This window comes from Pseudomonas sp. URMO17WK12:I9 (assembly GCF_900230165.1).
In the GTDB taxonomy this organism is placed as follows: Bacteria; Pseudomonadota; Gammaproteobacteria; order Pseudomonadales; family Pseudomonadaceae; genus Aquipseudomonas; species Aquipseudomonas fulva.
In genome coordinates this window covers 42,680-55,675 of sequence record NZ_OCMQ01000005.1, presented here as the reverse complement: position 1 = coordinate 55,675, position 12,996 = coordinate 42,680, and the positions used below count along the sequence as shown (strand labels likewise).

The 12,996-nt window shown below is 62.5% G+C and carries 10 protein-coding genes and 1 tRNA gene; 8 read left to right on the top strand and 3 right to left on the bottom strand.

Features of this window, described 5'->3' with window-relative positions:
• From CRP40_RS12255 to CRP40_RS12235, 5 genes are read left to right on the top strand one after another with little or no spacing between them, the layout of a single operon-like run.
• Complete coding sequence (locus CRP40_RS12255; RefSeq protein WP_027914142.1) at positions 1-1,182, top strand: SfnB family sulfur acquisition oxidoreductase; 1,182 nt, start codon at positions 1-3, stop codon at positions 1,180-1,182.
• Positions 1,182-2,573, top strand: a complete 1,392-nt coding sequence (locus tag CRP40_RS12250; RefSeq protein WP_027914143.1) for an LLM class flavin-dependent oxidoreductase — start codon at positions 1,182-1,184, stop codon at positions 2,571-2,573. Before CRP40_RS12255 ends, CRP40_RS12250 begins: the two co-directional genes overlap by 1 nt.
• Positions 2,566-3,363 carry a MetQ/NlpA family ABC transporter substrate-binding protein gene (locus CRP40_RS12245; RefSeq protein ID WP_027914144.1) on the top strand — a complete coding sequence of 266 codons (798 nt, stop codon included), beginning with the start codon at positions 2,566-2,568 and terminating at the stop codon, positions 3,361-3,363. The genes CRP40_RS12250 and CRP40_RS12245 overlap by 8 nt, the downstream gene beginning before the upstream one ends.
• Positions 3,364-3,368: 5 nt before the next feature.
• Positions 3,369-4,475, top strand: a complete 1,107-nt coding sequence (locus tag CRP40_RS12240) for a methionine ABC transporter ATP-binding protein (protein ID WP_027914145.1) — start codon at positions 3,369-3,371, stop codon at positions 4,473-4,475.
• The gene (locus CRP40_RS12235; protein WP_027914146.1) at positions 4,465-5,109 is read left to right on the top strand and encodes a methionine ABC transporter permease; all 645 of its coding nucleotides are present in this window, start codon (positions 4,465-4,467) and stop codon (positions 5,107-5,109) included. Before CRP40_RS12240 ends, CRP40_RS12235 begins: the two co-directional genes overlap by 11 nt.
• A 38-nt stretch (positions 5,110-5,147) precedes the next feature.
• Here CRP40_RS12235 and dibA read toward each other — a convergent pair whose 3' ends face one another.
• The gene (gene dibA, locus CRP40_RS12230) at positions 5,148-7,043 is read right to left on the bottom strand and encodes a phosphodiesterase DibA (protein ID WP_027914147.1); all 1,896 of its coding nucleotides are present in this window, start codon (positions 7,041-7,043) and stop codon (positions 5,148-5,150) included.
• 208 nt (positions 7,044-7,251) lie between these two features.
• Between dibA and desA the strand changes: the two genes are divergently transcribed.
• Both desA and CRP40_RS12220 read left to right on the top strand, forming a co-directional pair.
• The gene (desA, locus tag CRP40_RS12225) at positions 7,252-8,436 is read left to right on the top strand and encodes a delta-9 fatty acid desaturase DesA (protein ID WP_027914148.1); all 1,185 of its coding nucleotides are present in this window, start codon (positions 7,252-7,254) and stop codon (positions 8,434-8,436) included.
• A 128-nt stretch (positions 8,437-8,564) separates the two neighbouring features.
• The gene (locus CRP40_RS12220; RefSeq protein ID WP_027914149.1) at positions 8,565-9,551 is read left to right on the top strand and encodes a sensor domain-containing diguanylate cyclase; all 987 of its coding nucleotides are present in this window, start codon (positions 8,565-8,567) and stop codon (positions 9,549-9,551) included.
• A gap of 75 nt (positions 9,552-9,626) precedes the next feature.
• Here CRP40_RS12220 and gabT read toward each other — a convergent pair whose 3' ends face one another.
• Both gabT and gabD read right to left on the bottom strand, forming a co-directional pair.
• Positions 9,627-10,904, bottom strand: coding sequence for a 4-aminobutyrate--2-oxoglutarate transaminase (gene gabT / locus CRP40_RS12215; RefSeq protein WP_027914150.1), 1,278 nt, complete (start codon positions 10,902-10,904; stop codon positions 9,627-9,629).
• 182 nt (positions 10,905-11,086) lie between these two features.
• Entirely contained in the window at positions 11,087-12,529 is a 1,443-nt protein-coding gene (gabD, locus tag CRP40_RS12210; RefSeq protein ID WP_023535744.1) for an NADP-dependent succinate-semialdehyde dehydrogenase, read from the bottom strand.
• A 317-nt stretch (positions 12,530-12,846) separates the two neighbouring features.
• On the opposite strand from gabD, the gene CRP40_RS12205 reads away from it, so the two are divergent.
• Positions 12,847-12,923 (top strand) — tRNA-Arg (locus CRP40_RS12205).
• Positions 12,924-12,996 lie beyond the last annotated feature (73 nt).

Genomic DNA, 12,996 nt, shown 5'->3' with positions numbered 1-12,996 from the left:
ATGACCACACGCATCATTACCAGCGACGGCGAAGCCCTGGCCGTTGCCTTGGACATCGCCCGACAGCTACGCCCCGACAGCGCGGCGCGCGACCGTGAACGGCGTCTGCCACACCCTGAGCTGGCGCTGTTCACACGCTCGGGCCTGTGGGGTATCAGCGTCCCCAAGGCCTACGGCGGGGCGGGCGTATCCAACGTCACCCTGGCCAAGGTCATCGCCATCATCGCGCAGGCCGACGGCTCGCTCGGGCAGATTCCGCAAAACCATTTCTATGCCTTGGAAGTGCTACGAGTAAACGGTACGCCCGAGCAGCAGCAGCGTCTGTACGCCGAGGTGCTGGCAGGTCGGCGGTTTGGCAATGCCCTGGCAGAACTGGGCACCAAAACAGCCAATGACCGCACCACCCGGCTGAGCAGCGAAGGCGAAGGCTTTCGCATCAATGGCCGCAAGTTCTACGCCACGGGTGCGCTATACGCCCAGCGCATACCCACCTCGGTGGTCGATGACCAAGGCGTCCAGCACCTGGCATTCGTGCCTGCCGACAGCCCCGGCCTGCAAGTGATCGACGACTGGAGTGGCTTCGGCCAGCGCACCACCGGCAGCGGCTCGGTGGTGTTCGATAACGTGCCTGTCAGCGCACAGGACGTCGTACCGTTTCAGAGCGTGTTCGAGCGCCCTACCCCGGTAGGCCCGCTGGCGCAAATTCTTCATGCGGCCATCGATACCGGCATCGCCCGTGCAGCCTATGAGGACGCCTTGCATTTCGTGCGGACCCGCAGCCGGCCATGGGTGGATTCAGGCGTCGAGCAGGCGAGCGACGATCCGCTGACCGTCAAGCACTTCGGCCAACTCGCCATCCGCCTGCACGCTGCCGAAGCCTTGCTCGAACGCGCAGGCCATTACCTAGACAGCGCGCGTGACGACAGCACGGCCGAAACCGTAGCCGCAGCGTCCATTGCCGTGGCAGAGGCACGGGCCATCAGCACCGAAATCGCCCTGTCCGCCGGCACCACGCTGTTCGAGCTCGGTGGCAGTCAGGCCACGCTGGCCGAACACAACCTCGACCGCCACTGGCGCAATGCCCGGGTGCACACGCTGCACGACCCAGTGCGCTGGAAGTACCACGCCATCGGCAACTACTACCTCAACGAGCAAAACCCACCGCGCCGGGGGACCCTCTGATGGCCCGGCAGATCCTGCTCAATGCCTTCAACATGAACTGCGTGGGGCATATCAACCATGGCCTGTGGACGCACCCGCGCGATACGTCGACCCAGTACACGACCCTCGAATACTGGACCGACCTGGCGCGCCTGCTGGAGCGGGGCCTGTTCGACGGATTGTTCATTGCCGACATCGTCGGCACCTACGATGTCTACGGCCAGTCGCTGGAGGTGCCGTTGAAGGAATCCATCCAGTTGCCGGTCAACGACCCTCTGCTGCTGGTGTCCGCCATGGCCGCCGTTACCCGCAACCTCGGTTTCGGCCTCACGGCCAACCTTACGTATGAAGCGCCTTATCTCTTCGCTCGCCGCCTCTCGACCCTGGATCACCTGAGCAATGGGCGAGTCGGCTGGAACATCGTCACCGGTTATCTGGACAGCGCTGCGCGCGCCATGGGCCTGACCCAGCAGCCCGAGCATGACCGTCGCTACGACCAGGCCGATGAATACCTCAAGGTGCTGTACCAGCTGCTTGAGGGAAGCTGGGCCGATGATGCCGTGCTGGCTGATCGCGGCCAGCGCATCTATGCGCGCCCCGACAAAGTGCGCAAGGTTCGCCACCACGGGGAGTTCTACGATGTAGAGGGCTACCACCTGTGCGAACCGTCGCCACAACGGACACCGGTACTGTTTCAGGCTGGCAGCTCACCGCGCGGGCTGACGTTTGCGGGCAACCATGCCGAGTGTGTGTTCATCAGCGGCCAGGACAAGGCTTCAACCCGCGCCCAGGTGGACAAGGTGCGCGCCGCTGCCAGAGCTGCGGGTCGCGACCCAATGGCAGTCAAGGTCTTCATGGGCATCACGGTGATCGTGGCGCCCACCGAGCAACAAGCCCTGGCCAAGCACGCTGAATACCTGCGCCATGCCAGCCCCGAAGCCGGCGTCGCGCATTTCGCCGCCTCCACCGGCATCGACTTTGCGGCCTTCGATCTGGACGAGCCGATTGCCTTTAGCCAAGGCAACGCCATCCAGTCGGCCACTCGCCAACTTCAGGACAACGCCTGGACCCGACGTCGCCTGCTGCAACAGCACGCCTTGGGTGGCCGCTACGTCACCTTGATCGGCGACCCCGCGCAAGTGGCTGATGAGCTGATTGCGTGGGCCGATGAAACCGGCCTGGACGGCTTCAACCTGACCCGCACCGTTACACCGGAAAGCTTCGAGGACTTCATCGACCTGGTGATTCCGCAGCTACAGGCGCGCGGCTGCTACAAGACCGCCTACGCCGGCGGCACGCTGCGCGAAAAGCTGTTCGCAACCGACCATCCCTACCTGCCAGCCGACCATCCTGGCTCGGCCTACCGCTTTGCGCCTGCCCCCGCTTTCACCGGAGCCCTGCACCATGCTTGAAAAACTAATTCGTCCCGTTGCGGCCGTCGTTATTGCCTTGGGCTTCTCGAGCGCAGCCCTGGCCGATCAGCCGCTGAAGATCGGCACCACGTCAGCCTTCGCCATCCCGCTGGAAGCCGCCGTCGAAGAGGCGCACAAGCAGGGGCTCGAGGTGAAGCTCATCGAATTCAGCGACTGGATAGCGCCCAATGTCAGCCTCAACAGTGGCGACATCGACGTGAACTACTTCCAGCACATTCCCTTTCTGGAAAACGCCAAGGCTGCTGCCGGTTTCGATCTGGTGCCCTACGCCCCAGGCATCATCAACAACGTGGGCCTGTATTCCAAGCGCTACAAAAGCTTCGCCGACCTGCCCGAAGGGGCGAGCGTCGCAATCGCCAACGACCCGATCAACAGCGGGCGAGGCCTGCAACTGCTGGCCAAGGCCGGCTTGATCACGCTGAAACCTGGCGTGGGCTACAAGGCCACAGAACAGGACATCACGGCCAACCCGAAGAAGCTCAAGATCATTCAGGTCGAAGCGGTCCAGTTGGTACGGGCGTATGACGACGCGGACCTGGTGCAGGGCTACCCCGCCTACATTCGGCTGGCCAACAGTTTTGACGCCACCTCGGCCCTGCTTTTCGATGGTCTGGAGAACAAGGAATACGTGATTCAGTTCGTCATTCGCCCACAGAGCAGGAATGACCTTCGCCTGGCCAAGTTCGTCGACATCTACCAGCACTCGCCGGCCGTGCGCGCGGCCTTGGACAAGGCTCATGGCACGCTCTACCAGGCCGGTTGGGAGTGACAGCGATGAGCCAGTCCACTGCACGAGCACTCGAATCCCCTGCCCCACCGCCTCAGGCTGAACACGTGGACCTGCGCCCCGACGTCAGCCAAGCCCATGTGCGGTTCATCGGGTTGGGCAAGACGTATCCAGGCCAGAGCCAGCCGGCGTTGCAAGGCATCGACCTGAACATCCGGCGCGGTGAAATCTTCGGCATCATCGGCCGCAGCGGGGCAGGTAAGTCCTCGCTGCTGCGCGTCATCAACCGGTTGGAGCAGCCTACGCAGGGCCGGGTGCTGATCGACCAGGCGGACATTGCCCGCTACGACGAGCAGGCACTGGTGGCGTTGCGCCGAAACATCGGCATGATTTTCCAGCACTTCAACCTGATGTCAGCCAAGACCGTGTGGCAGAACGTCGAACTGCCCCTGAAAGTGGCCGGCGTTGCCAAGGCGCAGCGCCAGCGCAAGGTACGCGAGCTGCTGCAACTGGTTGGCCTCGAGGACAAGCACGACGTCTATCCTGCGCAGCTGTCCGGCGGCCAGAAGCAGCGCGTGGGCATTGCCCGCGCCCTGGTGCACGACCCAAGCATCCTGCTGTGCGACGAAGCGACCTCGGCGCTGGACCCCGAGACGACCGCCTCGATTCTGGGGCTGCTACGCGACATCAACCAACGCCTGAGCCTGACCATCGTGCTGATCACCCATGAAATGGCCGTGGTGCGCGACACCTGCCACCGGGTTGCGGTACTGGAGCGTGGCCAATTGGTCGAGCAGGGAGAGGTCTGGCAGGTGTTCGGCGCGGCGCGGCACGCTACTACGCGCACGTTGCTGGCGCCGCTGCAACCCACGTTGCCAGAAGCCCTGACCGCGGACATCAAGGCTGTCCCATCGAGCCCCGACAGCGCTATCGTGCTGAAGCTGACAGCGTTCGGCGAGCCCGACCTGACGGCGTTGTTCGCCGAGTTGGGCGGACGTGTGCGGCTGCTGCAAGGGGGTGTGCAGTCCATCGGCGCGCGCACACTGGCGCAACTGATCGTTTCGGTGCAGCACTCGCCCCATGACGCCAGCCGCCTCCTGGAGCACACTCGGCGCTGGGCCGAAGACGTGGAGGTGCTGGGCCATGTGGGTTGATCGTCTACTGGAGGGTTTGCTCGACACGCTGTTGATGGTCGGCGTTTCTTCGCTGATCGCCTTGCTGGTGGGCGTACCGATGGCCGTCATGCTGGTGACCAGCGACAGGGGCGGCATCTATGCGGCACCGCTGCTCAACCGGGTGCTGGCCGCCTTCGTCAACCTGTTCCGCTCGGTGCCGTTTCTGATCCTGATGGTTGCCCTGATCCCCTTCACGCGCTGGGTGGTCGGCACTACCTATGGGGTCTGGGCGGCCATCGTGCCCCTTACCATCGCAGCTACGCCCTTTTTCGCTCGCATCGCCGAAGTCAGCCTGCGTGAGGTCGACCATGGCTTGGTGGAGGCAGCCCAAGCCATGGGATGCCGACGCTGGCACATCGTCTGGCACGTGCTGCTGCCAGAAGCCCTGCCGGGCATCGTCGGCGGCTTCACCATCACCTTGGTGACGCTGATCAATTCATCCGCCATGGCAGGCGCCATCGGTGCCGGAGGGTTGGGTGACATCGCCTACCGCTATGGGTACCAGCGCTTCGACAGCCAGATCATGCTAACGGTGATCGCCATGCTGGTGGCCCTGGTGGCACTGATCCAGCTGGGTGGCGACCGCCTGGCCCGAGGGTTGAACAAGCGATGAGCGCAGGGTGCGGGCTGGCGCCAAGCCAGCCCTTGGCCTCATTCCCAGCGCAGGTGTTCTGCGGCGACCGGCCGGCCGAACCAATAGCCCTGCCCCAGCTGGCACTGCTCCTGCAGCAGGAAGCTGGCCTGCTCCTGCTGCTCGATGCCTTCGGCATGCACTTGCATGCCCATGCTGCGGGCCAGGGCGATGATTACCCGCACGATCGCGACATCATCTTCATCGCACGGCAGCCCGGCCACGAAGCCCTGGTCGATCTTGAGCTTTTGCACGGGCATGCGCTTGAGGCGTAGCAGCGAGGAATAGCCGGTGCCGAAATCATCGATGGCCAAGGTCACACCCAGCTCGCGCAGACGGTGAAGCTGCTCCAGGGCCACTTCCGGGTCTTCCATCACCGCACTTTCCGTCACCTCCAGTTCAAGCAGCGCTGGCGCCAGGCCTGTTTCGTGCAGCACATCGGCCACCTGCCGGTACAGCTCATGCTGGCCAAACAGCCGGCTCGAGATGTTCACGGCCACGAATGCCAGGGGGCGGCCTTCTCGCTGCCAGCGCACCATCTGCAGGCACGCCTGGCGTAGCACCCAGGCATCGATTTCGGCAATCAGCCCGGTGCGTTCGGCAATCGGGATGAACTCACCGGGGGGCACCAGGCCCCGCTGGGGATGCTGCCAGCGGACCAGTGCCTCGACCCCCACCTGACTGCCCGAGGCCAGGTCATGCACGGGCTGGTAGAACACGCGCAGCTCGTCCTGCTCGAGGGCGCGGCGCAGTTCTCCCGCCGTTTCCACACGCAACTGGGCGTGCGCGGTCAGCTCTTCGGTGTACAGGGCGTAACAGGCGCGGCCGTTGGTCTTGGCCTTGTACAGCGCCGAATCGGCATTGCGTAGCAACTGCTCGGCACTCAGGGCGTCGCTTGGGAACAGGCTGATGCCTGCGCTGACACTGATGAACAGGCGATGACCCTCGAAGAGGAAGGGCTCGCGCATGCGTTCGATGATGCGCTGAGCCAGTTTTGCCGCCTGCCCCAGATCCTGGCAGTGCTCGGCCAGGACGCCGAACTCGTCGCCGCCCAGGCGCGCCAGGGTAACCCCGCTGCTCACGACTTCACCCAGGCGCACGCCCACCAGCTTGAGCAGCTGATCGCCAATCGTATGGCCGAGCCCGTCGTTGATGCTTTGGAAATGATCGAGGTCCAGAAGCAGCAGCGCACAACCGCGCTTCTTGGCCTGGGCCGCTGCCAACGCCTGCTGGACCCGGTCGGTGAACAACAGGCGATTGGGCAGGTCGGTCAGGGGATCATGGTGGGCCAGATAGGCCAGCTCCTGCTCCGAATGCTTGATGGCACTGATGTCACTGAATACCGCCACGTAATGGCTCAGTTCGCCTTCGTCATCGCAAATGGCGCGGATGGTTTGCCATTGAGGATAGATTTCACCGCTTTTACGGCGGTTCCAGATCTCGCCGCTCCACTCCCCCGTCTCGGTCAGGGCCGCGTAGATTTGCTGGTAGAACGCGGCGCCATGACGCCCCGACTTGAATTTGCTGGGGCGCTGGCCAATGACCTCATCCTGCTGATAGCCGGTGATGCGCATGAACGCGCGGTTGACGTGCACGATCACCCCCTGCCGGTCGGTCACAAGGACGCCTTCCAGGGTGCAGTCGAACACCGCAGCGGCCATGCGCAGGCGCTCACGGTCCTCCCCGCGCAGGCGCGCACCGGCGCCGATGAAGTTCAACAGCCGCACGCGTGACACATAGATCAGCAAGGCACTGAGCAACACCCAGACCACGATGTTGATCTGACGCCCCACGGTCAGGGCCAGGGAGTCATCAGTCATGCTCTGCAGCACCACCTCGGCCAGCACCAGCCAGAGGATCGAGAGCACCACATAAAGCGCTGCCATGCGCAAAGCGTCGCGAACGGAAACAGACATGTCGGGTGCAATTGCCCATGAAAAATGTTGGGGGATTATAAAGCTTCTGCTGCCCGACGTGCGGTTAGCGCTTCGCAAAGGCCGCGCATCAAGGTATGCCGGGCACCGACGCCCGGCTGAAACATGGCGTGGTCAGCTTTGACTGGTTTTATTTCCCGACCCAGGGATAATCGCACCTTTCCCCTGAATCTCGAGGGTATCTCTGCCTATGTGGTACAACGGCCTGCTCGACTTGTCGGCCTGGCAACTGGTCGGCATCACTTTGTTGATGACCCATGTGACCATTGTCAGCGTCACGGTCTACCTGCATCGCTATTCCGCGCATCGTGCGCTGGAGCTCAACACCGGGCTCAAGCATTTCTTCCGCTTCTGGCTGTGGCTCACCACGGCGCAGAACACCCGTGAATGGACCGCTGTCCATCGCAAGCACCACGCCAAGTGCGAAACCCCGGAGGACCCGCACAGCCCAGTCTACAAGGGCTTGAGTACGGTGCTGCGCAAAGGGGCCGAGCTCTATCGCGAAGAGGCGCGCAACCCCGAGACCTTGCGCATCTACGGCAAGAACTGCCCGGACGACTGGGTCGAACGCAACCTCTACTCCCGCTACAAGCTGGGCGGTATCGTGCTGATGGCGCTTATCGACCTGCTGCTGTTCGGCACCGCCGGCATCACGATCTGGGCCGTGCAGATGATGTGGATTCCCTTTTGGGCAGCCGGGGTGGTCAATGGCCTGGGCCACGCCGTGGGCTATCGCAATTTCGAATGCCGCGACGCGGCGACCAACCTGGTGCCTTGGGGCATCGTCATTGGGGGCGAAGAGCTGCACAACAATCATCACACCTACCCCAACTCGGCCAAGCTTTCGGTCAGGCGCTGGGAATTCGACATGGGCTGGGCGTGGATTCGCCTGTTCTGCCTGCTGCGCCTGGCCAAGGTCCAGCGCGTGGCCCCCATCGCCCACCGCGTTGCCGGCAAGGCTAGCCTGGACATGGACACCGCCATGGCCATCCTGAACAACCGCTTCCAGATCATGGCCCAGTACCGCAAGCTTGTGATCGGCCCGCTGGTCAAACAGGAGCTGGACCGCGTCGATACCTCGGTCAGCCACCACTTCCGGCGCGCCAAACGCCTGCTGTCCCGTGAAACCAGCTTGCTGGAGGATCGCCACCATGTCCGTATCGAGTCCATGCTGGCGCACAGCCAGGCATTGAAGACCATTTACGAGAAGCGCCTGGCCCTGCAGCAGATCTGGGCGCGGACCAGCGCCAATGGCCACGACATGCTTGCCGCCATGAAGGATTGGGTACACGAGGCCGAGACCAGTGGCATCCACGCCCTGCGCGACTTCGCTTCGCAGTTGAAAACCTATTCCCTGCGCCCGACCGCTGCCTGACCTCCGTTGATCGATACGCCCCGTTCTGGGGCGTAAGCTCAGGAACTTCAACCCTCTGTTTCGACTCGAACTGCCCACATCGGCCGGAAGGTGGCCGCACCTTTACCCGTCGAGCGCGCGCTGTGCACATGGCCAAGAACAATCCCAAGATTCTGACCGGTACTCCTCCCCCCGACGCTGCCCAAACCCTGCTGGCACTGATGCATGCCCAAGGCGAAGTCGCCCGACTCAGCGAACGTGAGCAGCTATTCAGTTCGTTGCTTGAAAGTGTCAACGCCGTACTGTGGGCCTTCGATTGGGAAACGCGGCAAGTGCTGTACGTAAGCCCTGCGTTCGAGCGCATCTTTGGTCGCCCTGTCAGCCGGGTCATGGCCGATTTCAACGTATGGCGCGACAGCATCTATCCGGATGATCTTGAATTTGCCGAACAGAGCCTGGCCCAGGTACTGTCCACAGGCTCCGTGGAACACCGCGAATACCGCATCCTCAACGGCGATGGCGAGCTGCGCTGGCTGAGCGACAAGTGCTACGTCAGCCAGCAGCCAGGTAGCGATCGGGTGACCATCGTCGGCATCGCCGAAGACATCACCGACAAGAAACGCCTCGAAGGCGAGCTTCAGCGTCTGGCCACCACCGATGTCCTGACCCAGAGCAGTAACCGCCGCCACTTCTTCGAATGTGCCAAGCAGGCCTTCGACAAGGCACGGGAGGACGGTACACCGCTGACTTTCCTGCTTCTGGACATCGACGATTTCAAGAACATCAATGACAGCTACGGCCACCAGGAAGGTGACCAAGTGCTGCAGCGCATTGCCCACAGCGGCAGGACGGTACTGCGCCGCGGTGACCTGTTCGGCCGCATCGGGGGCGAAGAATTTGCCGCCGTATTCCCGGGCTGCACGGCCAAAGTGGCAGAACAGATCGCCGAACGATTGCAGCGGGAGGTGCAGCGGCTGAGTTTCGGCCAAGAGGGCCAGACCTACAGCGTGACGGTGAGCCAGGGCCTGACGGGTTTGATGGAGGACGACGACACCCTCAACAGCTTGTATGCCCGTGCCGACGCAGCCATGTATCAAGCGAAGCGCCAAGGCAAGAATCAGATCGTTCAGGGATGAGCATCGGCGCCCACCGTCGGTAAATTGCTGACATGAAAAAACCCGCCGAAGCGGGTTTTTTTTAAGCCAGCTACATCAAGCGAGTTCAGCGAAGCACTCTTCGATGATGGCCAGGCCCTTGTCCAACAGAGCGTCTTCGGCGGTCAGCGGCACCAGAATACGCAGGACGTTGCCGTAGGTACCGCAGGACAGCAGGATCAGACCCTTGTCGCGCGCCTTGGCAACGACTTGGGCGACAGCTGCAGGGTTAGGGGTATGAGTGCCTTTCTCGAAAACTTCGACGGCAATCATCGAACCCAGGCCACGCACGTCACCGATGATCGGGTGCTTCTGCTGGATCTCACGCAGACCGGCGGTCAGGCGCTCGCCCACGGCCTTGCTGCGGTCCAGCAGGTTCTCTTCTTCGAATACATCGATGACGGCCAGGGCCGCAGCACAGGCGATTGGCGAACCGGCATAGGTGCCGCCCAGACCGCCCGGTGCAATGGCGTCCATGTATTCGGCCTTGCCGCACACACCGGCCAGCGGGAAGCCGCCGGCGATGGACTTGGCGAAGGTCGTCAGGTCAGGCGCAACGCCCATCTGCTCCATGGCGAAGAAGGTGCCAGTACGGCCTGCACCGGTCTGCACTTCGTCGGCGATCAGCAGGATACCGTGCTGGTCACACAGGGCACGCAGACGCTTCATCAGCTCTTTTGGCGCTGGCAGGAAGCCGCCTTCGCCTTGTACGGGCTCGAGGATGATGGCGGCGATGTCACGTGGCTCGGCGTCGTTCTTGAAGATGCGCTCGACCGAAGCGATGGCATCGTCGACGCTGACACCGTGCAGCTCGCTCGGGAACAGTGCACGGAAGACACCACCTGGCATCAGGCCCATGCCTGCAGAGTACGGCACGACTTTACCAGTCAGGCCCAGGGTCATCATGGTACGGCCGTGGTAGCCGCCGGTGAAGGCGATCACGCCGGCGCGGCCGGTTGCAGCACGGGCGATCTTGACGGCGTTCTCGACCGCTTCGGAGCCAGTGGATACCAGCAGGGTCTTCTTGTCGAAGTCACCTGGCACCAGCTTGTTGATCTTTTCGCACAGCTCTACGTAGGGCTCATACGCCAGTACCTGGAAGCAGGTGTGGCTGACCTTGGTGAGCTGCTCTTGCACCGCTGCAACCACTTTTGGGTGCAGGTGGCCGGTGTTCAGCACGGCGATACCACCAGCGAAGTCGATCAGTTCGCGGCCTTCGACGTCGATGACGGTGGAGTTCTTGGCCGATTCAACGAAAATCGGGTGGATCTGGCCGACGCCACGTGGGACAGCGGCGACACGGCGTTGCATCAAGGATTCGTTGGTCTTGCTCATAATGCCCTCATTGCGCCGTTGAACATGGCGCTTTTATTCGGGGGTAGCTGGGGTTGCCCGCAGTCAGTATTCGTTGATCGACTGCCGCGAACGCCCTGGCCACCAGGTGCTGCAATGTAAAAAAGGCCAGCGGGACGTCGCTCTCGCGCCCCGCTGGCAGAGGTAAAGCCTTTACCGTGCGATCAGACGCTGATGCACAGGTATTTGATTTCGAGGTAATCCTCGATACCGTACTTGGAGCCTTCGCGGCCCAGGCCAGAAGCCTTGATACCGCCAAATGGCGCCACTTCGTTGGAAATCAGGCCGGTGTTGATGCCTACCATGCCGTATTCCAGCGCTTCGGCGACACGGAACACACGGCTCATGTCGCGGGCGTAGAAGTAGGACGCCAGGCCGAACTCGGTGTCGTTGGACATGGCGATGACTTCGGCTTCGTCTTTGAAGCGGAACAGCGGCGCCAACGGGCCAAAGGTTTCTTCCTTGGCAACGGCAGCGGTCTTGGGCACGTCGACCAGAATGGTCGGCTCGAAGAAGTTGCCTTCGATCAGCTTGCCGCCGGACAGGACCTTGGCGCCTTTGCTCACCGCGTCTTCGATGTGCTCCTGCACCTTGGCCACGGCCTTGCCGTCGATCAGCGGGCCAGTGGTGGTGCCGTCTTCGAGGCCGTTACCGATCTTGAGCTTGGCCACAGCGGCGGCCAGCTTCTGCGCGAACGCGTCATAGACGCCGTCTTGCACGTAGATGCGGTTGGCGCAGACGCAGGTCTGGCCGTTGTTACGGTACTTGGAGATGATCGCGCCTTCGACTGCCTTGTCCAGGTCGGCGTCGTCGAACACGATGAACGGGGCGTTACCACCCAGCTCCAGGGATACTTTCTTGATGTCCTTGGCGCATTCCTGCATCAGCTGGCGACCGATTTCGGTAGAGCCGGTGAAGGAGAGTTTGCGCACCAGGGCGTTGCCGGTCAGTTCGCCGCCGACTTCGCCTGCGCTGCCGGTAACCACGCTCAGCACGCCTGCCGGAATACCGGCACGGTTGGCCAGTTCGACCAGCGCCAGGGCGGAGTACGGGGTTTGCGAGGCAGGCTTGAGCACCATGGTGCAGCCAGCGGCCAGGGCCGGGCCGGCTTTACGGGTGATCATGGCAGCCGGGAAGTTCCACGGGGTGATGGCCGCGGTGACGCCAATCGGCTGCTTGATGACGATCAGACGCTTGTCAGGCTGGTGGCCTGGGATGGTGTCGCCATAGACGCGCTTGGCTTCTTCGGCGAACCACTCGATGAAGGAGGCGGCATAGGCGATTTCGCCCTTGGCTTCGGCCAGCGGCTTGCCTTGTTCGGTGGTCATCAGGCGAGCGAGGTCGTCCTGGTTTTCGATCATCAGTTCGAACCAGCGACGCAGCTTGGTCGAGCGCTCCTTGGCGGTCAGGGCACGCCAGGCCGGCAGGGCCTTGTCGGCTGCCTCGATGGCGCGGCGGGTTTCCGCAGTACCCATCTTCGGCACGGTACCAATGACTTCGCCCGTGGCAGGGTTGGTCACATTGATAGTCTGGCCGCTGTCCGCATCCAGCCATTCACCGTTGATGAAAGCTTGCTGGCGGAACAACTGAGCGTCTTTGAGCTGCATGTCGGCTTCCCGAATTGTTGATTGTTGAAAGCGCCCAGCGCAGGGCTCCGAGCGTTTGAAATCTCAAACGAATGCTAAGCGTCTGCTGGGGTGTTGGACAATAGGCTGTTCGAAAAAAAGAACGAGCGGTTGAACACCTTATCTGAAATCGGCTCGCTGGTAGGGCGTGATGGGCCCTGGCTCCCCAAGGCGAGCACGAACCGAAAGAGTAGCCCCAGGCAGAACCGCCATGGAGGCGAACATGGCAACTGGTAAAAAGGGCTACAGATCAAGGCGATGGACGCAGACGAACGAGATAGGTATCATGCGTGCGCGTTGCACTCGTAGCTCAGCTGGATAGAGTACTGCCCTCCGAAGGCAGGGGTCGTGGGTTCGAATCCCGCCGAGTGCGCCATACATGAAAAGCCCCAGGCCAACGCCTGGGGCTTTTTCGTTTGTGCGCCATGTCACACGCCTGGTACTGCCGT